The organism is Paracoccus aeridis (assembly GCF_004923205.2).
GTDB lineage: Bacteria > Pseudomonadota > Alphaproteobacteria > Rhodobacterales > Rhodobacteraceae > Paracoccus > Paracoccus aeridis.
This window is the reverse complement of record NZ_SELD02000015.1, coordinates 93,659-116,040: the sequence shown is the minus strand read 5'-3', so window position 1 is coordinate 116,040 and position 22,382 is coordinate 93,659. Positions and strand designations below refer to the sequence as shown.

The 22,382-nt window shown below is 71.7% G+C and carries 22 protein-coding genes; 13 read left to right on the top strand and 9 right to left on the bottom strand.

Going from position 1 to position 22,382, the window contains the following annotated elements; all coding sequences use genetic code 11:
* Positions 1-50 precede the first annotated feature (50 nt).
* The 5 genes from ELI80_RS06560 to ELI80_RS06540 are packed head-to-tail and all read left to right on the top strand — an operon-like array spanning position 51 to position 6,523.
* Complete coding sequence (locus ELI80_RS06560) at positions 51-1,016, top strand: polyprenyl synthetase family protein (protein ID WP_136650310.1); 966 nt, start codon at positions 51-53, stop codon at positions 1,014-1,016.
* A 9-nt stretch (positions 1,017-1,025) separates the two neighbouring features.
* Positions 1,026-2,243, top strand: a complete 1,218-nt coding sequence (locus tag ELI80_RS06555; RefSeq protein ID WP_136650309.1) for a glycosyltransferase — start codon at positions 1,026-1,028, stop codon at positions 2,241-2,243.
* Positions 2,240-3,439: a lycopene beta-cyclase CrtY gene (crtY, locus tag ELI80_RS06550; RefSeq protein WP_136650308.1), complete on the top strand. Its 1,200-nt coding sequence runs from the start codon at positions 2,240-2,242 to the stop codon at positions 3,437-3,439. Before ELI80_RS06555 ends, crtY begins: the two co-directional genes overlap by 4 nt.
* Positions 3,436-4,929, top strand: coding sequence for a phytoene desaturase (locus tag ELI80_RS06545; RefSeq protein WP_136650307.1), 1,494 nt, complete (start codon positions 3,436-3,438; stop codon positions 4,927-4,929). The genes crtY and ELI80_RS06545 overlap by 4 nt, the downstream gene beginning before the upstream one ends.
* Positions 4,922-6,523 (top strand): cryptochrome/photolyase family protein, encoded by a 1,602-nt coding sequence (locus ELI80_RS06540; protein ID WP_201740570.1) that lies wholly within the window; start codon positions 4,922-4,924, stop codon positions 6,521-6,523. The genes ELI80_RS06545 and ELI80_RS06540 overlap by 8 nt, the downstream gene beginning before the upstream one ends.
* Here ELI80_RS06540 and ELI80_RS06535 read toward each other — a convergent pair.
* On the bottom strand, positions 6,460-7,911 hold the full coding sequence (locus ELI80_RS06535; protein ID WP_328592238.1) for a cryptochrome/photolyase family protein: 1,452 nt from the start codon (positions 7,909-7,911) through the stop codon (positions 6,460-6,462). The two genes, ELI80_RS06540 and ELI80_RS06535, sit on opposite strands and share 64 nt — an antisense overlap.
* Before the next feature lie 126 nt (positions 7,912-8,037).
* Between ELI80_RS06535 and ELI80_RS06530 the strand changes: the two genes are divergently transcribed.
* The 4 genes from ELI80_RS06530 to ELI80_RS06515 all read left to right on the top strand — a co-directional run bounded on the left by ELI80_RS06530 (position 8,038) and on the right by ELI80_RS06515 (position 10,676).
* The gene (locus ELI80_RS06530; protein WP_136650306.1) at positions 8,038-8,784 is read left to right on the top strand and encodes a fatty acid desaturase; all 747 of its coding nucleotides are present in this window, start codon (positions 8,038-8,040) and stop codon (positions 8,782-8,784) included.
* Entirely contained in the window at positions 8,781-9,320 is a 540-nt protein-coding gene (locus ELI80_RS06525; RefSeq protein ID WP_136650305.1) for a sterol desaturase family protein, read from the top strand. Before ELI80_RS06530 ends, ELI80_RS06525 begins: the two co-directional genes overlap by 4 nt.
* The gene (locus ELI80_RS06520; RefSeq protein ID WP_136650304.1) at positions 9,317-10,240 is read left to right on the top strand and encodes a phytoene/squalene synthase family protein; all 924 of its coding nucleotides are present in this window, start codon (positions 9,317-9,319) and stop codon (positions 10,238-10,240) included. Before ELI80_RS06525 ends, ELI80_RS06520 begins: the two co-directional genes overlap by 4 nt.
* 79 nt (positions 10,241-10,319) lie before the next feature.
* A complete protein-coding gene (locus tag ELI80_RS06515; RefSeq protein WP_136650303.1) occupies positions 10,320-10,676 on the top strand; it encodes a DUF4440 domain-containing protein in 357 nt (118 codons plus the stop codon).
* A gap of 4 nt (positions 10,677-10,680) precedes the next feature.
* Here the strand turns inward: ELI80_RS06515 and ELI80_RS06510 are convergent, their stop codons facing one another.
* Together ELI80_RS06510 and ELI80_RS06505 are read right to left on the bottom strand one after the other, a co-directional pair.
* The gene (locus ELI80_RS06510; protein ID WP_201740569.1) at positions 10,681-12,075 is read right to left on the bottom strand and encodes a Coenzyme F420 hydrogenase/dehydrogenase, beta subunit C-terminal domain; all 1,395 of its coding nucleotides are present in this window, start codon (positions 12,073-12,075) and stop codon (positions 10,681-10,683) included.
* Positions 12,072-13,112: a polysaccharide pyruvyl transferase family protein gene (locus tag ELI80_RS06505; protein ID WP_201740568.1), complete on the bottom strand. Its 1,041-nt coding sequence runs from the start codon at positions 13,110-13,112 to the stop codon at positions 12,072-12,074. The genes ELI80_RS06510 and ELI80_RS06505 overlap by 4 nt, the downstream gene beginning before the upstream one ends.
* A 226-nt stretch (positions 13,113-13,338) precedes the next feature.
* On the opposite strand from ELI80_RS06505, the gene ELI80_RS06500 reads away from it, so the two are divergent.
* Positions 13,339-13,839 (top strand): YciE/YciF ferroxidase family protein, encoded by a 501-nt coding sequence (locus ELI80_RS06500; protein WP_136650301.1) that lies wholly within the window; start codon positions 13,339-13,341, stop codon positions 13,837-13,839.
* A 71-nt stretch (positions 13,840-13,910) separates the two neighbouring features.
* Here the strand turns inward: ELI80_RS06500 and ELI80_RS06495 are convergent, their stop codons facing one another.
* Positions 13,911-14,912, bottom strand: a complete 1,002-nt coding sequence (locus ELI80_RS06495; RefSeq protein ID WP_136650326.1) for a Gfo/Idh/MocA family protein — start codon at positions 14,910-14,912, stop codon at positions 13,911-13,913.
* 8 nt (positions 14,913-14,920) lie between these two features.
* On the bottom strand, positions 14,921-15,886 hold the full coding sequence (locus ELI80_RS06490) for an MDR/zinc-dependent alcohol dehydrogenase-like family protein (protein WP_236641364.1): 966 nt from the start codon (positions 15,884-15,886) through the stop codon (positions 14,921-14,923).
* 83 nt (positions 15,887-15,969) lie between these two features.
* On the opposite strand from ELI80_RS06490, the gene ELI80_RS06485 reads away from it, so the two are divergent.
* Entirely contained in the window at positions 15,970-16,581 is a 612-nt protein-coding gene (locus ELI80_RS06485) for a DUF1003 domain-containing protein (protein ID WP_161596433.1), read from the top strand.
* Here ELI80_RS06485 and ELI80_RS06480 read toward each other — a convergent pair.
* The 4 genes from ELI80_RS06480 to ELI80_RS06465 are packed head-to-tail and all read right to left on the bottom strand — an operon-like array spanning position 16,524 to position 20,003.
* Positions 16,524-17,645, bottom strand: coding sequence for an inositol-3-phosphate synthase (locus tag ELI80_RS06480; RefSeq protein WP_136650299.1), 1,122 nt, complete (start codon positions 17,643-17,645; stop codon positions 16,524-16,526). The genes ELI80_RS06485 and ELI80_RS06480 overlap by 58 nt on opposite strands.
* Positions 17,646-17,656: 11 nt before the next feature.
* The gene (locus tag ELI80_RS06475; protein ID WP_136650298.1) at positions 17,657-18,589 is read right to left on the bottom strand and encodes a glycosyl hydrolase; all 933 of its coding nucleotides are present in this window, start codon (positions 18,587-18,589) and stop codon (positions 17,657-17,659) included.
* On the bottom strand, positions 18,586-19,401 hold the full coding sequence (locus tag ELI80_RS06470) for a TIGR04290 family methyltransferase (protein ID WP_236641363.1): 816 nt from the start codon (positions 19,399-19,401) through the stop codon (positions 18,586-18,588). Before ELI80_RS06470 ends, ELI80_RS06475 begins: the two co-directional genes overlap by 4 nt.
* A gap of 11 nt (positions 19,402-19,412) precedes the next feature.
* Positions 19,413-20,003 (bottom strand): histidine phosphatase family protein, encoded by a 591-nt coding sequence (locus ELI80_RS06465; protein ID WP_136650297.1) that lies wholly within the window; start codon positions 20,001-20,003, stop codon positions 19,413-19,415.
* A 139-nt stretch (positions 20,004-20,142) separates the two neighbouring features.
* On the opposite strand from ELI80_RS06465, the gene ELI80_RS06460 reads away from it, so the two are divergent.
* Both ELI80_RS06460 and ELI80_RS06455 read left to right on the top strand, forming a co-directional pair.
* Entirely contained in the window at positions 20,143-21,258 is a 1,116-nt protein-coding gene (locus ELI80_RS06460) for an NAD-dependent epimerase/dehydratase family protein (RefSeq protein ID WP_136650296.1), read from the top strand.
* Entirely contained in the window at positions 21,255-22,370 is a 1,116-nt protein-coding gene (locus ELI80_RS06455) for an SDR family NAD(P)-dependent oxidoreductase (RefSeq protein WP_201740567.1), read from the top strand. Before ELI80_RS06460 ends, ELI80_RS06455 begins: the two co-directional genes overlap by 4 nt.
* The last annotated feature ends 12 nt before the right edge of the window (positions 22,371-22,382 follow it).

The following is a 22,382-nucleotide window of genomic DNA, read 5'->3' as shown; positions in this document are numbered from 1 at the left end:
CTTCACCCGACGAAACGGACAGGAACGGGCCGGATCGCGGCACGGAGGCGATGGATTTCAGCAAGGACTCTTCCCGCGGCGGGCAGCACGCCGGCCCCCCCGATGGGCCCGACGGCAAGCCCCACGATCCCGCGGACCACGCAGGCACAGCTCGCGCGCGCCTGCGCGCGCGGATCGGCGCACTGACGACGGGGATGCGCGCGGACGGGTCGCGGCTGGGTCCGGTGCTGGCTGATGCGCTCGACACGCAGGGCAAGTGCTTTCGCGGCACGCTGATGCTGCTGACGGCCGAGGCGCTGGGCGCGGCTGGGGACGCGGTGCTGGACGCCGCCGTCGCCTGCGAGATGATCCACACGGCGTCGCTGCTGATCGACGACCTGCCCAGCATGGACAACGCCGCGCTTCGCCGCGGCACGCCCGCATTCCACGTCCGCCACGGCGAGGCGACGACGATCCTCGCCGGCATCGCGCTGTTGGCCGAGGCGGTGCGGCTGGTGTCCCGCGCGCCCGCGGACGCCGGGAAGCGGGCCGGGATGGCGGCGCTGCTGGCCGATGCGGTCGGCACGGCGGGCCTGTGCGAGGGGCAGCTGCGCGACCTCAGCCCGGAGAAGTCGGCGCAGGGGATCAAGGCCGAGCACGATCTCAAGACCGGGGCGCTGTTCGTCTGCGGCTTCGACATGGTGGCGCTGGCCGCCGGCTGCGGCGCGGACCGGCAGAAGGGCATGGCGGCGCTGGGGCTGCTGCTCGGGCGCTGCTTCCAGTGCCTCGACGACCTTCTGGACGCGGTCGGAACCGAGGAATCGACGGGGAAGACCGTCGGCCGGGACGGGGCGGGGCGCGGGCAGCTTGCGGTCCGCGGCCTCGACGATGCGGTGGCGCTGTACCACGCCATGCGCGCCGACCTGGATCGCAGCCTGTCGGACTGCGGCTTCGCCGGTACGGCCGTCGACCGCTACATCGCGCAGGTGCTGCCGCGCGACCTGCCCGGCCGCGACGCTGCGGCGGCGTCGGCCTGACCTCGACCCATGGCCCGGATCGCGTTCCTCATGCCGCCCTATCGCAGCCACGCGGCGGTCCACGGCGCGCTGGCCGCGCGGCTGGCAGGGCGCGGGCACGAGGTGATCTTCGTCGGGCCGCCCGCGCTTCAGCCCCACGCGCAGCGCGAGGGCGCGGGCTTCCAGCCCTTCCGCGGCCCGGCCCAGGCGGGACGGATCGGCGGCGGTCCGGCGGGCTTCGCCCGCCTTCTGCGCGACACCGCCCGCGCGACCCGCGCCCACGCGCTTGACGGCCCCGCCGCCCTTCGCGCCGCCCGCGCCGACATCGCCGTGGTGGACGAGATGGAGCCGGGCGGCAGCCTTGCCGCCGACGCCGCAGGGGTGCCCCGCGTCACGCTCGCCGCGTCGCTGCCGCTGCGGCGCGATCCCGGGATGCCGCCGCCCTATGTCGGCTGGGACTGGCGCGAGGGCGAGGACGGGGTGCGGCGGGCCGAGGGCGCGTGGCGCGTGTCGGACTGGCTGATGACCGCGCAGCGCCGGGCGCTGGCCGAGGGGTGCCGCCTGCACGGCCTGCCCGTCCGCGACCGCCCGTCGGACTGGATCGGCGCAGAGGGGTCGGTCGCCCAGTGGATCGCCGCGCTGGACTTCCCGCGCCCGCAGCCGGTCGGCCCCGTCGTCGGGCCGATCCGCCGCCCGGTCGCGGCGGCGGCTGACCCGCCGCTGTTCGACGGCGCGCCCTATGTCTTCGCCTCGCTCGGCACCATCGCGGGGGGGCGGCTGCGGCTGTTCACCGTGATCGCGCGCGCGGCGCGGCTGGCCGGCGTGAACGTCGCGGTCGCCCATTGCGGGGGGCTGAGCCCGGCACAGGCCGCCGCGCTGACCGCCATCTGGCCGGGCCGCATCGACGTGCGCGCGTTCTTCGACCAGCTGCCGGCGATCCGCGGGGCGGCGGCGGTCGTGACGCACGGCGGCCTCAACACCGTGCTGGACGCGGCCGGGTTCGGGGTGCCGATGGTGGCGCTGCCCCTGGGCAATGACCAGAACGGCATCGCCGCCCGGCTCAGACGGGCGGGCGCGGCGATCACGCTTTCCCCCCGCCGCGTCACGCCGGACAGCCTTGCAGCCGCCATCGCGTCCGTCACCACCGACCCGCGCTGGCGCGCCGCGCTCGACCCGGCGCGCGCCGAGATCGCGGCTGCCGGCGGGGCGGATGCCGCCGCCGATGCGGTCGAGGGGGCGCTGCGATGACCCCCGACCGGGCGGACGTTCTGATCGTCGGCGGCGGCCTTGCCGGCAGCCTCGTCGCGCTCGCCGTCGCCGCGCGGGACGCAAGCCGCCGGATCACGGTCGTGGATTCCGGCGCCCCGCAGGAAGGCCAGTCCGACAGCCACACCTGGTCCTTCCACGACACCGACCTTTCCCCCGACGCAGCCCGCTGGATCGCGCCCGCCGTCGCCCATCGGTGGCCGGGACAGGAGGTGCGCTTCCCGTCCTACGCCCGCCGCCTGCGGGCAGGCTACGCGAGCCTGACGTCGCAGTCGCTCCGCGCCGCGGTCGAGGCGCTGCCGATGGTGACGCGCCTTCCCGGCCGCGCGACGGCGATCGGGGCGGCCGGGGCGCAGCTTCACGACGGCAGCCGGATCGACGCGCCCTGCGTGATCGACGCGACCGGCCGCGTGCCGCGCGGCTACCTGACGCTCGGCTGGCAGAAGTTCGTGGGCGTCGAGCGGCAGACCGCCCGCCCCCACGGCCGCGCCCTGCCGATCATCATGGACGCGACGGTGGACCAGCGCGACGGCTACCGCTTCGTCTACACCCTGCCCTTCGCGCCGGACCGGATCCTGATCGAGGACACCCGCTATTCCGACGGCCCCGCGCTGGACCACGCCAGCTTCGAGGCCGGGATCGAGGACTACGCCCGCGCACAGGGCTGGGACGGGACCGAGGCGAGGCGCGAGCACGGCGTCCTGCCGATCGCGATGGCGTTCGACGCCGAGGCGTTCTGGGCCGACGCGGCCGCGGGCCCGGTGCCCGTGGGCATGCGCGCGGGGCTGTTCCATCCGGTGACGGGCTACTCGCTGCCGCTCGCCGCGCGGGCGGCTGACATCATCGCCGCCGCGATGCTGGAATCGCCTGTCTCCACGGCGAGCGTCATGGCCGCGATGCGCCGCTTCGCGCTGGAAACGGCGGATCGGCAGCGTTTCCTGCGGCTGCTCAGCCGGATGCTGTTCAGGGGCGCCGCCCCGCCCGCCCGGCGCAAGGTGCTGGAACGGTTCTACCGCCTTCCCGAGCCGCTGATCGAACGCTTCTACGCGGGCGACCTGACCCGCGCCGACCAGGCCCGCATCCTGCTGGGCCGCCCGCCCATCCCCATCCGCGACGCGCTGCCGTGCCTGCGCGAAGCCCCGCTGCTCGAAGACCTCAGACGAAAGCGCGCCACATGACGCCCATGCCCGACAGATGCGACGCCGTGGTGATCGGCGCAGGCCTCGGCGGCCTCGCGCTGGCGATCCGGCTTCAGGCGGCGGGGCGCCGCGTGGTGCTGGTCGAGGCGCGGGACAAGCCCGGCGGACGGGCCTATGTCTGGCACGACAAGGGCCACGTCTTCGACGCCGGGCCGACCGTCATCACCGACCCCGCCGCGCTGGCCGAACTGTGGAGCCTCAGCGGCCACCGGATCGGCGACGACGTGCAGCTGGTCCCCGTCGAGCCGTTCTACCGTCTCGTCTTCCCGGACGGCTCGACCTTCGAATACGCCGACGACCAGGCCCGGATCGAGGCCGCGATCCGCGCCATCAACCCGGCGGACGTCGAGGGCTACCGCCGCTTCCTCGCCTACTCGCGCGAGGTCATGGCGGAAGGGTACGACAAGCTCGGCACCGTGCCGTTCCAGTCGTTTTCCGACATGATGCGGGTCGCGCCGCAGCTGGTGCGGCTGCAGGCGTATCGCTCGGTCTATGCGGTCGTGTCGCGCTTCATCGCGGACCCGCGCTTGAGGCAGGCGTTCAGCTTCCACTCGCTGCTGGTCGGCGGGAACCCGTTCACCACGAGCTCGATCTACCTGCTGATCCACGCGCTGGAACGCAAGGGCGGCGTCTGGTTCGCGAAGGGCGGCACCAACGCGCTGGTCGCGGGGATGGCGCGGCACTTCCAGCGCCTCGGCGGGCATCTTGAACTGAACGCCAGGGTCGCCCGGATCGAGGTCGAGGGCGCGCGCGCGACCGGCGTCACGCTGGCAGACGGGCGGCGGATCGCCTGCGCGCAGGTGGCGTCGAACGCGGACGTCATGCACCACTACCGGGAATTGCTGGGCGGAACGCGGCGCGGCAAGTCGATGGCGCGGAGCCTGGGGCGGAAGCGATGGTCGATGTCGCTGTTCGTCTGCCATTTCGGGCTCGACCACCTGCCCCGGGGGCTGGCCCACCACATGGTCGTCTTCGGCCCGCGCTACCGCGAGCTCGTGACGGAGATCTTCGGCGGCCGGGCGCTGCCGCCCGATTATTCGCTGTATCTCCACTCGCCGTCCGTGACCGACCCGAACATGGCCCCGCCCGGCATGTCCACGCACTACGTCCTGGCCCCCGTCCCCCATCTGGGCCGCGCCGACGTGGACTGGGCCGCGAAGGGCGAGGAATACGCCGACCGCATCCTCGCCACGCTGGAGGAGCGGCTGATCCCGGGCCTGCGCCGGTCGCTGACGACGCGGTTCGTGTTCACGCCTTCGGACTTCGCGTCCGAACTGAACGCGCATCACGGCAGCGCCTTCTCGGTCGAGCCGATCCTGACGCAATCGGCCTGGTTCCGCCCCCACAACCGCGACGACCGCATCCGCAACGTCTTCATCGTCGGCGCGGGCACGCATCCCGGCGCGGGAATTCCCGGCGTCGTCGGCTCGGCCAAGGCCACCGCGGGGCTGATGCTGGCCGATGCCTGACAGGCCGCGCCTGATCCTGATCCTGGGCGACCAGCTGTCGCCGGGGATATCGTCCCTGCGCCACGCCGACCCCGCGCGCGACACCGTCCTGATGGCCGAGGTTGCGGCCGAGGCGGGCTACGCCGACCACCACAAGCAGAAGCTGGTGCTGGTGTTTTCCGCCATGCGCCACTTCGCCGAGGAACTGCGCGGGGCCGGCTGGCGCGTGACCTATCGCCGGATCGACGACCCGGACGCCGCCCCGGACCTGCGCGCCGCGGCGGCCGACGCGCTGCGCGAGACCGGCGCGGAAAGCGTCGCGGTGACCGAGCCGGGCGAATGGCGGCTGTGGGACCAGATGCAGGACTGGCCCGCGACCCTCGGCGTGCCGGTGGACCTGCTGGCCGACGACCGCTTCATCGTCTCGCGCGAGGAGTTCGAAACCTGGGCCTCGGGGCGCCGCAATTTCATCATGGAGCACTTCTACCGCATGGTCCGGCGCAAGACCGGCCTGTTGATGGACGGCGATCAGCCCGCGGGGGACCGCTGGAACTTCGACGCAGAGAACCGCGCGCTCGCGAAGCCGGATCTGTTCCTGCCGCAGGCGCCGGACGCCACCCCGGACGCCGTCACCGAGGAGGTCGTCGCCCTTGTCCGCGACCGTTTCGCAGGCCATGTCGGCCGTCTCGACCAGTTCCGCTGGCACGTCACGCGGGCGGGGGCAGAGGCGGCACGCGACTGGTTCATCGCGAACGCCCTGCCCGATTTCGGCCGCTTCCAGGACGCGATGCTGCTGGGCCAGCCGCATCTCTACCACTCGCTGCTGTCGCCCTACCTGAACATCGGCCTTCTCGATCCGCTGGACCTCTGCCGCCGGGCAGAGGCCGAATGGCGCGCAGGGCGCGCGCCCCTGAACTCGGTCGAGGGGTTCGTCCGCCAGATCATCGGCTGGCGCGAATACGTCCGCGGCATCTACTGGCGCGAGATGCCGGCCTATGTCGACCTGAACGCGCTCGACGCAACGGCCGACCTGCCCGATCTCTACTGGACGGGCGACACCGACATGGCCTGCCTGGCCGAGGTGGTGGGCCAGACGCTCGACATCGGCCACGCCCACCACATCCAGCGGCTGATGATCACCGGCACCTTCGCGATGCTGATGGGCGTCGATCCGCGGCAGGTGCACGAATGGTATCTCGCCGTCTACGTCGACGCCTACGAGTGGGTCGAACTGCCGAACACGCTGGGGATGAGCCAGTACGGCGACGGCGGGCTGATGGCGACCAAGCCCTATGCGGCCAGCGCGGCCTACGTGAACCGGATGTCGAATTACTGCGGCGCCTGCCGCTACGATCCGAAGAAGCGCCTTGGCAACGGGGCCTGCCCGTGGAACGCGCTCTACTGGGATTTCGTCGCGCGCCACGCGGACCGCTGGCGCGGGAACAACCGGATGCTGCCGATCCTGCGGAACTGGGAACGCTTCGACCCTGACGAGCAGGCCGCGATCCGCGCCGCCGCCGCCGCGTTCCGCGCGGGGCTGCCGGCTGGCGGCTATTCCTCCTCGTCCGGGGCCTCGGACGCGCGCCCATCCGGGCCCACATCAGGCTCGGCCTGAGCCTGCCGCATCGTGGCCAGCGCCTCCAGCGCCCGCTGCCGCCCGGCGGCGAGATCCACGATCGGCTCGTCCGGATAGCCGTCTGCCGGGTCCATCCCCCACGAACGCGGCACCGCGTCGAAATAGTCGCGCGCGTCCTCGCTGTCGCTGCCGTCCCAGCCCCAGAGCCAGCGGCGGCGGTAGTCGCCTTTGGGATCGAACTTCGCCGCCTGCGTCGCGGGGTTGAAGATGCGGAAATAGGGCGAGGCGTCCGGCCCGCTGCCGGCCACCCACTGCCAGTTCATCGCATTGGATGCGGGGTCCCAGTCGATCAGCGTGTCCGCGAACCAGCGAAGCCCGACGCGCCAGTCGATCAGCAGGTGCTTGGAAAGGTAGCTTGCCACCGCCAGCCGCACGCGGTTGTGCATCCGCCCCGTCACGAACATCTCGCGCAGCCCCGCGTCGACCAGCGGCTCGCCGGTGACGGCGCGGGTCCAGGCGGTCTCGTCCGCCGTGTCGCGGCGAAAGGGGAAGGCGGCGAATTCGGCGCGCCATTCCCTTTCCGGCAGCGTCGGCCATTCCGTCAGCAGGTGCCAGGCGAAGTCGCGCCAGGTCAGTTCTGACAGGAACTTCTCGGCCGCCTGCGCGCGGGCCGGGTCGTGCAGGTGCCGCTCGGCCGCGGCCCAGATCGTGCGGGGCGAAATCTCGCCCGTCGCCAGCGCGTCGGACAGGCCGGAGGTCGCCTCGGGCCGGTCCGGGCGGTCCCGCTGAAGATAGCCTGCGGCGCGGCCGAGGAACGCGTCCAGCCGTTCCCGCGCCGCCGCCTCGCCCGCCGGGGCGGCGTGGCGCGCCACCACCTCGGCGCCGCGGTCCATGTCGGGGGCGAGGTCGGGCAGCGGCTCGGACCGGGGCGGGTCGGCCCAGCAAATCTTCGGCTCGGGCAGCGGCGCGGGCACGCCGTGGCGGCGGACGGCGCGCGCGAAGGGGGTGTAGACCTTGTAGACGCCGCCCGAGCCGGTGCGGATCGCCTGCGGCGCCACCAGCAGGTGCCCGCAATGAAGGATCAGGCGCCGGCCGTCGGCTTCCAGCCGCTGCGCCACGCGGGCGTCGGCGGCGCTGCGCGCGGGTTCGGGCCAGTCGGTCGCGTGGATCTCGGCCGCATCGACCTCGGCCGCGACCCCGGCCACCACCTCTGCCGCGTCGCCTGTCCGCACGACCAGCGCGCCGCCGCGCCCCTTCAGGTCGGCGGAGAGCGCGCTCAGCGCGCCTTGCAGCCGCCATCGCGTCGCCGCGCCCTGCCCGCGCAGCACCTCGTCCACGACGAACAGCGCGACGACCGGCCCAGCGGCCGCCGCCGCCGCCAGCGCGGGATTGTCCGCGACCCGAAGGTCGCGCCGGAACCAGCAGATCGCCGTCAGAATGTCACCCCGCTTGCTACCCGACCCAACCGGAAAGGCAGGGTGCGGGTTGCATCCCTTGCCGCAAGGACCGCACGCGCCTACATTCGAGGCCTGCCGACCAAGTGGAACCGCGCCATGACCAGCATCGACCTTGCGCGCGCCATGCCCCGCCGTCGCCAGACCGTGCTGGCGCTGGCGATCGCCGCCGCGATCATCGTCGCATGGCTGTCGCTCCACGTCTTCGCGGTCTGCTTCCTCGACGCGCCTGCCCACCCGTTCCTCGCCGCGCTCTGCCTGGTCGCGCTGACGTGGCTGTCGGTCGGCCTGTTCATCATCGCCCACGACGCCATGCACGGCGCGGTGGTCCCCGGCCACCCCCGCGCGAACCGCGCCATCGGCACGCTGGCGCTCGCGCTCTATGCCGGGTTTTCCTTCCGCCGCATGATCGTCCAGCACATGCGCCACCACCGCGCGCCGGGGACGGACGACGACCCCGACTTCGCGCGCGGCGGCCCGGTGCGCTGGTACGCGTCCTTCGTCCTTCATTACTTCGGGCTGCGTGAGGTCCTTGTCCTCGGCAGCGCGACGATCCTCTATGCGCTGATCCTCGGCGACCGCTGGGCCTACGTGCTCTACTGGTCGATCCCGTCGATCCTCGCATCGGTCCAGCTGTTCGTGTTCGGCACCTGGCTGCCGCACCGGGCCGACGACGACGCCCCCTTCGCGGACCGCCACAACGCCCGCTCGCCGGCCATGTCCGACACGCTGTCGCTGCTGACCTGCTATCATTTCGGCGGCTACCACCACGAACACCACCTGTATCCGGGTGTCCCGTGGTGGCGCCTGCCCGCCACGCGCGCGCGCGCCGAGGATGCGCCGTGACCATCCTCGGCCCCGTCCTGATCGTGATCGCCACCGTCGCCGCGATGGAGTTCGTGGCCTACGCCACCCACCGCTGGATCATGCACGGTCCGCTGGGCTGGGGCTGGCACGAATCCCACCACGAGGCGCACGACGACGACCACGGCATCTTCGAGAAGAACGACCTCTACGCCGTCGTCTTCACCATCCTGTCGATCGGTCTGTTCGCAATCGGGTCGGCGTGGTGGCCGCCCTTGTGGTGGATCGCGGTCGGAATGGCGGTTTATGGCGTCCTGTATTTCATCGTCCATGACGGGCTGGTGCACCAGCGCTGGCCGTTCCGGCATGTGCCCCGGCGCGGCTACCTGCGGCGGCTCTACCAGGCGCACCGGCTGCACCACGCGGTCGAGGGGCGGGACGATTGCGTGTCGTTCGGGTTCCTCTACGCGCCGCCGGTGGATGGGCTGAAGGCGGACCTGAAGCGGTCGGGGGTGCTGGCGAAGCGCGCATCCGCCCACCGCGACGCCTGGAACCCCGAGACGCAGGACCGGATTTGACTGACACCGCCGCACCGACGCTCGCCCGCGACAGCGGCGAGGTGATCCGCAAGGGATCGAAGAGCTTCGCCGCCGCGTCGCTGCTGATGCCGCGCGCGATGCGCGACGACACCGTGATGCTGTACGCCTGGTGCCGCCACGCCGACGACGTGATCGACGGGCAGGATCTTGGCGGCGCGAGCCTGCCGCCCGAGGACGCGGCGGCGCGCCTCGCCCATCTGCAGGCCGAGACGCTCGCCACCCTGCGCACCGACGCGCCGGTGAGCGCGCCGTTCCAGGCGCTGCGGGCGGTGGCGCGGCGGCATGATTTCCCGGAACGCTGGCCGCTCGACCTGATCGCGGGGTTCGCGATGGACGTGGACGGGCAGCGCTACGACACGCCCGAGGACACGCTGCGCTACGCCTATCACGTGGCGGGGGTCGTGGGCGTGATGATGGCCCGGGTCATGGGCGTGCGCGACGACGCGGTGCTGGACCGGGCCTGCGACCTGGGGCTGGCGTTCCAACTGACCAACATCGCCCGCGACGTGATGGACGACGCGCGGATGGGCCGGGTCTACCTGCCCGCCGCATGGCTGGGCGGCGACGCGCCCGACCCCGCGGCCGCGACGCCGTCGCCCCACGTCCACGCCGCGACGCTGCGGCTGCTGGACCTGGCCGAACCCTACTACGCGTCCGCCCGGATCGGGCTGTCCGCGCTGCCCTATCGCGCCGCGTGGTCGATCGCGGCGGCGCTCCGGATCTATCGCGCGATCGGGCTTCGCATCCGCGCCGGGGGCCCGGACGCCTATCGCCATCGGATCGGCACCGGGAAGGCTGCCAAGGTCGCCATGATCGCCGCCGCGAAAGGCGACGCGATCCGCAGCAGGGGCGCGCCCCCTGACCTGTCCCGCGCCGGGCTTTGGACCCGCCCGCGCTAACCGGGGGGCGGCCTGACAAATATTCAGGCAACCTTTCCCGCCGCTCTCGCGTCCTATTGCGAACGCAGGAGGAATGCTGATGGACGACAGCCGGATCTGGAGTTTCGAGGAAAGCCTTTGGGTCGCCTCGGACGAGGAATACCACCAGAACGTGGACGCGGATTGCGTCATGGCGCTGGGGACCGACCCGCATGTCTTCGCCGGCGAGGACGCGGTGAACGCGGTCAGCAACACGCCGAAATGGGACAGCGTCGCGTTCTCGGACCAGCACGTCTCGCGCCCGCAGGAAGGGCTGATCGTGATCGGCTACAAGGTCGAGGCGTCCAGGGGCGACAAGTCGTTCCGCGCCGCCTGCACCTCGGTCTACCGCCGGATCGAGCACGAGGACTGGACCGTGGTCCAGCACGCCGAGCTGCCGCTTCCGGGCCACAGCTGACGGGTCAGCCCCGGCGACCGCGCGACGACGACAGGCGCTCGAGCCGGTCGAACAGCGGCCCGAGCCGTCCGCGCGCATAGACCAGCCCCTCGTACACGCGATAGGCGGCCCACGCCCAGCGCAGGTAGATGCCCGGCCGCCCGGTCCGCACCGCAAGATCGGCCATCCGGTGCGACCCCGCGCTGATCGCCGCGCGGGTGCGGTAAACTGCCTTGCGCCGGGCCGTCAGCCCCGCGGCGTCCGGCGCGACCCGCTTAACCGGCCGCACCCCGCGCCTGTTCCACGTCAGCCGATAGGCCAGCCCCTCGCGCCGCTGCCGGAACCCCGCCGCCTGCGTGTCGGCGATGAAATCCGCATCCACCGCCTTCAGGTCCAGCCGCCCCTGCGCCGAGCCTTCGTCCACCAGCCTCTGCATCAGGGGCGTGCGGACCACGATCACGTTGGTGCCGCGCCCGTCGGACGAATACGGCTCGACCCAGGCATCGCCGAAGCTGATGTCGGCGGTCTCGGCCACCACGTCGTCGCACCAGTTGCAGGCGCTGTTCATGAAATAGCCCGCGCCCCAGTCCCCGTCGGCGAGATGCCACCAGTCCTGCTGGGCCGTTACCCCGCCGTCGAGCGTGAGATGCGCGGTGTACCAGTTGGCGGGGCGGCCCTCGTCCTTGCGGCGGTATTCCACGGCGCGCACCGCCGCGGCGTCCGCGCCAAGCTGCCACGCGAAGCTGGTGACGAACCGCGCGCTTTTCATGTGCCCGCAGAAAAGGCCGAGCCTGTGGGTGATCCGTTCCGCCAGCAGAGGGTCTTGCGCGGCGGCCAGATGCACCGCCTTGATGAAGCAGGGGATGCCCACGACCGCGTAGCGCCCCGGCACGCGCCGCACCTCGTCCAGCACGTCCGCGAGGTGCACGGGATGATAGCGCGACTTCGCCCCCGCCAGCAGTTCGTCCACCGACCGCGCCACGCGGTAGCCGAAGAACGGCGCGCCACCGGCGCCCGGATGGACATGGAGCACCGCGTCGACATGGCCGCGCCGCAGCAGCTCGGCCGCGATCCAGCTCACCAGCCCGCCGGAGCTGCCCTTTTCGCGGAACGGCGCCTCGACCGCGGCGCCGACATGGGCGGACACGTGGCGACCGATCCGGTCGTCATGCAGGGGGGCGCCGGGAAAGGCGCGGGCGGCGATGGCGTCCTCGTTCTCGGCCCGGGGCGAGAACGGGCAGGTGGCCGAGAACGCCTCGGTCGGCGTCTCCATCCACTCTGCCGGGCCGGTCGGGTTCAGCTGGCCGAAGCGGTCCCATTCCATCCGCGCGCGAGGTTCCCCCGACGCGCAGGCGCCGCAGCCGATGCAAAGGCCCGACCGGACGATCGCGCCCGGGCTGACGAGCGGCGGCGCGGTCACGCCAAAACCCGGCCGAGATAGGCGTCGGACTGCGCCCTGAGTTCCGCCAGACGGGCGCCCACCTGCGGCGGGCTGTCCAGCGCCGCGCCCGTCTCGGACGCGGGCCGGTCCTCGAACGTGAGGTGCCGCCGGGCGTCCAGGAGCGCGATCAGGTCGCGCAGCTTGTTCCAGCGATAGAAGGACGGTGCGGCCACGAACGGCTTTCCGTTCACCAGCGAGAACACGCAGCCGTGGAAATAGGTGGTGGCGACCGCCTGCGCCCCCGCGACCAGCGCCGCGAAGTCGTGCGGGCCCGCGTCCAGCCGCTGCTCGTCGGCCCAGTCGTTGCGGTAGCCCACGCTGATCGTGCGCCAGCCGCGCCGGCGGGCGGCGTCGCGGACGCGGGCCGCGAACCAGTCCGGGATGTGGTGGCCATAGACCAGCAGGTAGGGCGCAGGCTCGTTGGCCGGCGCGACGTCCGGCGGGAACTGCAGCACCGGGTCCAGCACCATCTCGGGCGTGCGGCCGGTCGCCGCCTGAACCACCGCGCGGGTGTTTTCGTCCCGCACCGAGATCGCGTCCAGCCGGCCGAGCCGCGCGCGCCAGTCGGGCGCGAGGCCGCCATCCGCATCCATGTTGCCGCTGCTGGCGGCATAGGTCACGACCCGCGACGCCGCCACCCCCTCGCCCCAGAACAGCCGCTTGCCGCCATACCACGGGTGGCTGAGGTTCAGCACCTCGTCCGATCCGATCACGACCACGTCGAAGCGGGGGATCCCCGCGGGATCGTCGAGGTCGAACGGCGCCGACAGGGGTAGCGCGTCGAAGGCTTTTGTGAAGCGCCGCAGCTTGCGGCCATAGGCGCGGATGTCGGCGCGCCCGCTGCGGTCTGGCAGCAGGGGCTGGAACGCGTAGCGCCATTCCTGCGAGGTCACGTCCCGCGAGACATGGTCCAGCAGCACCGCGTCGTGCCCGCGCGCGGCGATCCCCTCGACCAGGCAGCGCGCCTGCCAGTAGCTGCCGTAGTTGATGCAGCGATGGAACGTCAGGACGCCCACGCGCCGCGCGCCCGTCCGCTCCGCTCCGCCATCCCGCCGCGATCCGGCGTCACTTCCCGTGTCTTGCGTCATGCCACGCTTGAACCAGCACGCGGCCGGATCGTCCAGCCGGTTCCACGTTCGCGCCCGCCCCCACCCCTGCCCTAATCTATGTCAAGCCGCGCAACCGGCGACCGGCGGGGAGGGTTGTCACGGCGTAACGCAGGCCAGCCCGGAAGGACGCGACATGGCACTCATCAAGAACATCGAAACCCTGCAGGACCTGTTCGTCCACACGCTGCAGGACATCTACTACGCCGAACAGCAGATCACGAAGGCGCTGCCGAAGATGATCTCGAAGGCGACCGACCCGCAGCTGCAGCAGGGCTTCGAGAAGCACCTGCGCGAGACCGAGGGCCAGATCCAGCGGCTCGACCAGGTGTTCGGCACGCTCGGCCTGTCGCCCAAGGGCGTGGAATGCCCGGCAATCGACGGCATCATCAAGGAAGCGGACGAAACGGCCGGCGACATCGCCGACAAGTCGGTGCTGGACGCGGCGCTGGCCGCATCGGCCCAGGCGGTCGAGCATTACGAGATCACCCGCTACGGCACGCTGATCGCGTGGGCGCGCGAGCTTGGCCGCAACGACGTCGTCCCGATGCTGCAGCAGAACCTGGACGAGGAATACGCCACCGACAAGACGCTGACGGCGCTGGCCGAGTCGCGCGTGAACGCCGCCGCCCAGTAAGGGCACGGCGCCCGGCAGGGCACGCCGCGCGGGTTCCTCCCCCGACGCCTCGGCGGCCCTGCCGGTCTGTTTCAGCGTCCGTAGATGCGGTCCAGCACTTCGGACACGGTGACGAGGTTGCGCGCCTCGGGATCGAAGCGCGCGCCGGCCGCAAGCCGCGCGAGCCAGTCCACCGCCGCGCGGCCGCCCCAGTCGTCGGGCAGCGCGCTGATGCTTTCCTCGCGCGTGTGCAGGTGCCGCGCGCCGACGAGATCGTAGAACGAACCGTCCACGTTGCGCAGGCTCGCCCCGCCCCCGGTGCCGAAGAACTCGGCCGCGATCACCGCCTCGCGCCCCGCCTGCAGGCCCCATGAGCAGCCCAGCCGGACCGTGGTTCCGCCGGCAAGGTCGATGGTGGCCACGGCGTAATCCTCGACCTGCCGCGCCGGGTCCGCCAGCGGCGCGCCCTTGGCGTAAAGGCGGCTCTCGACCCGCTCGACCCGCGGCCAGTCGAGCGCCCACAGGGCAAGGTCGACCATGTGCACGCCCAGGTCCACGACGCAGCCGCCGCCCGACAGCGCGGGGTCGTAGAACCACGGCTTGTCCGGCCCCCAGGCGTTGTGGAACAGCAGGTCCACGCCGAACACGTGGCCGAGCGCGCGTTGTTGCAGCAGGTCGCGGATCGCCCGCATCGCGGCGGTGTGGCGATAGGACAGGTCCACGCCCAGCAGCAGGTCGGCGCGTTCGGCGGCCGCGACGACCCCCGCGACTTCCGCCGCCGTGCGGCCCAGCGGCTTCTGGCAGAACACGGCCTTGCCCGCTTCGAGCGCGGCGATCGACTGTTCGGCATGGGCGGCACTCGGCGTGGCGATCACCACCGCGTCGATGCCGGCGTCGAGCAGCGCGTCGAGCCCGTCCACCCGCACCGCGCCGGGGGCGAGGGCCAGCGCCTCGGCCGCGCCCGCGTTGTCGGGTTCGGCCACGGCCACGATGTCGGCAAGGCCCGTCGCCGCCAGCGCGGCCATCCGGTGCCGCCCGATCCAGCCGGTGCCGAGAAAGCCGAGCCGGGGCTTCGGGACGCCGCCGGGACCCATCGGCCCGCTCACATCCGCACCCAGGCCTTGACGAAGCCGCCGGGCTTGTCGCGGGTGGCGGCCATCGCCGCGCCCAGGTCTTCCAGCGGATAGTCCCCGGTCAGCAGCGGCGCCAGGTCCAGCCGCCCCGACGCCACCGCATCGACCGCCGCGCGCAGGCCCGCGACGCGCACGGCCGGATCGCGCTCGTGGGCGCTGGCGATGTCGATGCCCTTCCAGTTCCACATCTGCATGTTGACCTGCCGCGGCCCATCCTGATGGTAGCCGGCGATGACCAGCCGCCCGCCCTCGGCGACCAGCTCGCCCGCAAGGTCCAGCGGCCACTGCTTGCCGACGCATTCGATCACCCGCTCGGCCATGCGGCCGCCGGTCAGGCGCTTCACGTCCTCGATGATGCGCCAGTGGTCGTCCATCACGACCGCCTCGGCCGCCCCCATCGACCGCGCGAGATCGAGCGATTCCGCCCGCCGCGACACCGCGATCACCCGCGCGCCCGCGTCGGTCGCGAGCCGCGTCAGGATCGCGCCCAGGAAGCCGATGCCGACGATCGCCACAGCCTGGCCCGCGCGGATGTCGCTGCGGGCGAAGATGTTCATGGCGCAGGCCACCGGCTCGCCCGGCACCGGCTTGCCGTCGAGTTCCGGCGGCAGCGGCACGACCATCCCGGCCTCGGCGACGTCGTATTCGGCGTAGGCGCGTTCCGACAGCGCCGCGACCCGCTGGCCGATCTCCAGCCCCCGGACGCCCTCGCCCACGGCGGCGATGGTGCCCCAGCATTCGTGGCCCATCCCCCCCGGCGCGCCCGGCCAGGTGGACCACGGCTGCCCTTCCCACGGCTCGACGTTCGAGGCGCAGACGCCGCAGCCCTCGACCCGGATCAGCACCTCGCTTGCGCCCGGCACGGGCACCGCGACCCGTTCGACGGAAAAATCCTGCGGGCCGTTCAGCACCGCTGCGCGCATCGTCTGTGTCATCTGCTATCGTCCGTAACAAGATCATGGGCTGGAACCGGATCGCGGCCCGACCCCTTATCGAAGGCACAGTTGGCGAGGCCCTCATGGATCAGACAGACCCCGTTCCCAAGGGCGAGGACATGACGGAGCAGCTGACCAGCAACATCATGCGGCTGGTCGAGCGGCGCCGGCAGGAAGACGCCCGCGCCTCGCTGAGCGACAGGATCGCCGAGGCGATCACCCGCATCGCCGGCTCGATGACCTTCATCCTGCTGCACGTCGCCTTCTACGGCGGGCTGCTGCTGGTGCTGACGGACCTGATCCCGATCCCCGCTCCCTTCGGCGACGGGCTGGGCATGATCGGCTCGGTCGCCTCGATCGAGGCGATCGTCCTGTCGCTGTTCGTGCTGATGAACCAGCGGAAGGAAGAACAGCGCGCCGATGCCCGCGCCGACTTCACCCTGCATGTCAGCCTGCTGACCGAGGACGAGCTGACCAAGCTGGCGACGGTCATCCACCGCATGGCCGAGAAGCTGGACGTCCCGATTGACCGCGAAGCGGCCGAGGAGATCGAGAAGAACGTCGATCCCGAACAGGTCCTTGACGCGCTGGCCGAGATCGAGGGGGAGGACGGCGGCGCCCCCGGCCATCCCCGCACTCACGACGCGGATGCGGCCACGGGCGAGTCCGCGATGAAACCCTCGACCGCCTCGTAGGCCTCGTCGTCGGTCATCTGCCGGGGCGGGTGCTTGCAGAAATACGCGGCCGGCGCGAGGACCGGCCCCGAAAGACCCCGGTCCCGCGCGATCGCGGCGCAGCGGATCATGTCGATGGCGACCCCGGCCGAGTTCGGGCTGTCCTCGACCGAAAGCCGCAGTTCCAGGTTCATGGGGACGCCGCCGAACAGCTCGCCCTCCATCCGCAGGAAGCAGACCTTGTTGTCGTTCTGCCAGGCGACGTAGTCGGACGGGCCGACGTGGATGTTCTCGTCCGACATCCGCTGTGCCGCGACGGCCTGCACGGCTTCCGTCTTGGAGATCTTCTTGCTTTCCAGCCGCTTGCGGTTGGCCATGTTCAGGAAATCGGTGTTGCCGCCGGTGTTCAGCTGGTAGGTCCGGCACAGCTTGACCCCGCGCTTGGCGAAGAGGTCCGTCAGCACCCGGTGGACGATGGTCGCGCCAAGCTGCGCCTTGATGTCGTCGCCGATGATCGGCACGCCCGCGGCGCGGAAGCGTTCGGCCCAGGCCGGGTCCGAGGCGATGAAGACGGGGATGTTGTTCACGAACGCGACCCCGGCTTCCAGCGCGCATTCGGCGTAGAACTCGGTCGCCTTCTGGCTGCCGACGGGCAGGTAGTTCAGCAGGACGTCGGTGCCGGAGTCCCTGAGCGCGCGCACCACGTCCTCGCGCGAGGGTTCGGGCAGGTCGGCGGGCACGAAGGTCCGCGCGTCGGGGTGGTCGGCCATGTGCTCGGCCACGCCGTCCAGCAGCCGGCCCATCGCCACGACGGCGCCGGTTTCCGGCACGTCCGCCGCGAACACGGCGGTGCAGTTCGGGGGCGCGAAGATCGCCCGCGAGATGTCCTGCCCGACCTTGCGCCGGTCGATGTCCCAGGCGGCCACCACGCGGATGTCGCCCGCGCTGTAGCCGCCGAGGTCGTGGTGCATCAGCCCCGACGCGTCGTTGCGCCCGGCATAGTGCGCGAGCCCCTGGACGAGCGAGCTGGCGCAGTTGCCGACGCCGATGATGGCGATGTTGATGGGCTTTCTGGCGTCGGTCATGCGGATTGCTTTCAGGTCAGGGCGGGCTGCGACGCGGGCGGCTGCGTGGTCGCGGTTGCGGGCGCGTAGCGTTCGATCATCGCGGCGCAGAAATCGGCGAACTGCTGGGGATCGTGCGGCGGGCTCGTATGGTGCGCGCCGGGGCCGAGATGCTCGGGCGTGAAGCAGAACGTCACGGTGGTGTCGAAATCGGCCAGCGCCTCCATCTGCCGGTCGAACCAGCCGATGGCGTCGGGGCGGAAGCTGTCGGCCCAGCTGAGGCCGGTGCGCAGGTGCCGCACGCCCAGGCGCTTCATCCAGGCCACCGCGTCGTCGAGCCGCGGGTCCTGGTAGTGGAACCACTGCATCAGCCCCATGTCGGCGGCGTGCGGCGCGTAAGCCTCGAGGCCCGGCTTGGGCGTGCCGTCGGCGCGGATCAGGCCCATGTAGAAATGGCGATAGTAGGACGACCCCTCCGCCTCGCGGTGGCGCGTCGTCGCGCCCCATTCCTGCGGCAGGTCGAACAGCGAATACCAGAAGATCCGCGGCACCCGGCCGATGAGCAGCTCGGCCGTCTTCTGGACGCCGAAGACCTGCACCTCCTCGGCGCCGAAGGACCCCACGCCGACCTCGGTCACCCAGACGGGCTTGTCGGTCACGGCCTCGATCTCGGCGACCTTGGCCGGCCAGTCGTGGATCGGCCACAGGTTCCAGTCGAGCGGGAAGCCATGCACCGCCACGACGTCCACGTGGTCGAGCGCGCCATGCCCCTGCATACGCTGCACCCACAGCGGGTCGATCGGCGACATGCCGCCGAGGACGCGGGTCACGGCCGGGTTCACGGCCTTGATGGCGCGCCCGGCGCGGGTCACGCAGTCGGCGAAGCGCGACCAGTCGGGGTCGAGTTCCGGGTCCCAGTGGGACTTGTTGTTCGGCTCGTTCCAGATCATCGCGGCTTCGATCATCGGGCGGCTTCTCCTTCGGGGCGCGCGGACCGGGCGGAACCGGCGGGACGGGCGGGATAGACCGCGTGCGGGCCGTATTTCCCATACGGAACGGGCGCGGTGCGGCACAGATAAACTTCATCAAGCGGCCCCGCCTCGATGCGGAAGCCCGACGCGCGCAGCATCGCTTCCACCCCGGCGCGGTTCGGGACCCACCAGTTGGTCCAGTCGTTGGCCCACGCGCTTTCGACGAAGGCCATGCGCGGATGCGCCGGGTCCTGGAAATGCGCGTCGTCGGCGAAATCGTAGTCGGGGGCCACCTTGGCCACCTCGTCGGGGCCGCGGGTCAGCGTCTGGAACAGCATCATGTCGCCCGCGACATGCTCGCGGATCAGGTCCAGCGCCAGCAGCGGGTGGCGCAGGTGATAGAGGACGCCCATGAAGATCACGAGGTCGAAGCGTTCGCCAAGCGCGCCCACGTCGTAGATCGACAGGTTGCGGAACTCGACCCCGTCGGCGCCCAGCGTCTCGGCGGCAAAGCGCGCCTGCGCGAGGTAGCGGTCGTCGCTGTCGATGCCCAGGACGCGGGCGGCGCCGCGCCGCTTCATCTCGAAGCTGTAGAAGCCGGCGTTGCAGCCGATGTCGAGGACGGACCTGCCGGTCAGGTCGGCGGGCACGAGATCGCCGAAGCGCGCGAACTTGTCGGCGGGATAATCGCCGAGGAAATGTTCGGGCGCGGTCGGATGGCCGTGCAGGTCGAGGTTGTGGAACCACGGGCCAAGCCGGTCGATCCGATCGCGGATGCGGTCCATCGGTGGCGTCGGGTCGTCCATCGCGAGCGTCCTCAGTTTCGGGCGTTCAGGCTTAGAAGCTGCGCCCCGCCCTGTCCATCGGCGTTCAGCCAGCAGATGCGGCCGGGATCGACGGAAAAGCGCAGAATGTGGTCCAGGGCCAAGCCGAGATAGCGGCAGACCACGCCCCGGATCACGTCGCAATGGCTGACGCACAGGACCGGTTCCCCGCCTTCCGCGCCGAGCCGGTCGATCAGCGCGGCGGCGCGGGCGACAGCCTGCGCCATCGTCTCGCCCCCCGGGGTGGGCGCGGTGCCCCGCGCGGTGTTCCACAGGTCCCATTCGGCGCCGGACAGATCCGCGAAGTCGCGCCCCGACCAGGCGCCGAAGTCGATCTCGTCCAGCGCGGGGTCGATCTGCGGCGACAGGCCCAGGCCGCTGCCGAGGATCGCCGCCGTCTCGACCGTGCGGCGCCGGGGGCTGGACAGGACGCCGGCGATGCCGGCCGAAGCCACCGCGCCGGCCAGCGCCCACGCCTCGTCCCGGCCCGCGTCGTTCAGCGCCACGTCGCTCGTCCGCCCGCTCAGCACCCGGCCAAGCTCGTCGTGCGAGCCGTGCCGGACCAGCCCGACAAGGCGGCTCATGCCCGCACGCGGCCGGCGCCGCGCCCGTTTGATCTTTGTTGAAGAAGAAGATGCTGAAGGCGGAACCGCTTGAACATGAACAGGTTAAAACCATACCAAGTCGGTCGACACAACCGGACACAGGCACTCAGGGGGACGTTTGGAACAGGTTCTGATCACCGGCGGGGCAGGCTTCATCGGCCGTTTCGTGACCGACGAACTGCTGCGGCGCGGGCACAGGGTGCGCGTGCTGGACGCGCTGATCCCGCAGGTCCACGGCGACGCCGCGACCCGCCCCGACGCCCTGAACGCGGAAGCGGAGTTCATCCACGGCGACGTCCGCGACAAGGACGCGGTCGCCCGTGCGCTGAAGGGCGTGGACAGCGTCGTCCACCTCGCGGCCGAGGTCGGGGTCGGCCAGTCCATGTACGAGGTCGAGCGCTACACCTCGACCAACGACGTCGGCACCGCCGTCCTGTTCGAGAAGCTGATCGACAACCCGGTGCGCCGCGTCGTCACCGCCTCGTCCATGTCGATCTACGGCGAAGGGCTGTACCGCGACGCCGACGGCGCGCTGGTCGAGGACGCGGAACGCCACGGCATCCGCGACGGGCTGAAGAACTGGGAGCCGGTGGACGCGCAGGGCCGCCCGCTGTCGCCGGTGGCGACGCCGGAATGGAAGCGCCCGAACCTCGCCTCGATCTATGCGCTGAACAAGTTCGTGCAGGAACGCACGACCCACATCATGGCCGCCCCCTACGGGATCGAGGGGGTGTGCCTGCGGCTGTTCAACGTGTTCGGCCCGGGCCAGGCGCTGTCGAACCCCTATACCGGGGTGCTGGCGATCTTCGCCTCGCGCTATCTCAACGGACAGGCGCCGATGATCTTCGAGGACGGCGAGCAGCGGCGCGACTTCGTCCACGTCTCGGACGTGGCCCGCGCCTTCGCGGATTCGCTGACGTTGCCGCAGGCGGCGGGGGGCACGTTCAACATCGGCTCGGGGCATGACCGTTCCGTGACCGAGGTCGCGCAGGAACTGGGCCGGGCGATGGGCCGCAACGACCTCGACCCGCAGATCGTCGGCAAGGCCCGGATCGGCGACATCCGCCACTGCTTCTGCGACACCTCGCTTGCGGCGGAAAAGCTCGGCTTCACCGCGCAGACCGACTTCCGGGAGGGCCTGGGCGAGCTTGCCGAGTGGGTGGCGAGCCAGACCGCCGTTGACCGGGTGGAACAGGCGCGCGCGGAACTCGACAAGCGGGGCCTCGTCGCGTGAGCGTCGCCCGCGACATCCCGTCCGGCAACCGGACCGACCCCGCCGCCGACCCGCGCCCGGTGCTGGTGACGGGCGGCGCGGGGTTCATCGGCTCGAACCTCGCCGACCGGCTGGCGGGCGAAGGGCACCGGGTCATCGTCTACGACGCGATGACGCGGCCGGGGGTGGAACGCAACCTCGCCTGGCTGCAGTCGCGCCACCCGGACCGGATCGACCACGTGCAGGCCGACATCCGCGACGCCGCGCGCCTTGCCGCCTGCATCCGCGACGCCAAGGTCGTGTTCCACATGGCGGCGCAGGTCGCGGTCACGACAAGCCTCGTCGAGCCGGTCGAGGACCTGCAGGTCAACCTGATCGGCACCGTCAACCTGCTCGAGGCGCTGCGGGCCAGGGGCGACGGCACGCCGCTGGTCTTCGCCTCGACCAACAAGGTCTACGGCGATCTCGCCGATCTCGACTTCCAGCTGGCGGAGGAAGCGTACCTGCCGACCGACGCCGGGGTCCGCGGCCATGGCATCGCCGAGACGCGGCCGCTCGACTTCCACACCCCCTACGGCTGTTCCAAGGGCGCGGCGGACCAGTACGTGCTGGACTACGCGCGCAGCTACGGCGTGCCGACGGCGGTGCTGCGGATGTCCTGCATCTACGGCCAGCGCCAGATGGGGACCGAGGACCAGGGCTGGGTCGCCCACTTCCTGATCCGTGCGCTGAAGGGCCAGCAGATCACCCTGTTCGGGGATGGCTGCCAGGTCCGCGACATCCTCGACGTGTCGAACGCGGTCGACGCCTATCTGGGCGCGTGGAAGCGGATCGACGCGGTGTCGGGCCGCGCCTTCAACCTTGGCGGCGGGCCCGCCAACGCCGTCAGCCTGCGGCAGCTGCTGGACTTCGTGGGCCAGATCATCGACCGGCCGGTGGACGTGGCCTATTCCGACTGGCGCGCGGGCGACCAGCGCTACTTCGTGGCCGACACCCGCGCGGTGGATGCCGCGCTGGGGCTTTCGCCCAAGGTGGACTGGCGCGACGGCGTGACGCGGCTGGCGCAGTGGCTCGCGGCCGAGGGCGGGATCAACCTGCCGGTCGGCAACCCGGCGCTGGCGCAGTCGGCCTGAGCGTGGCGGGCG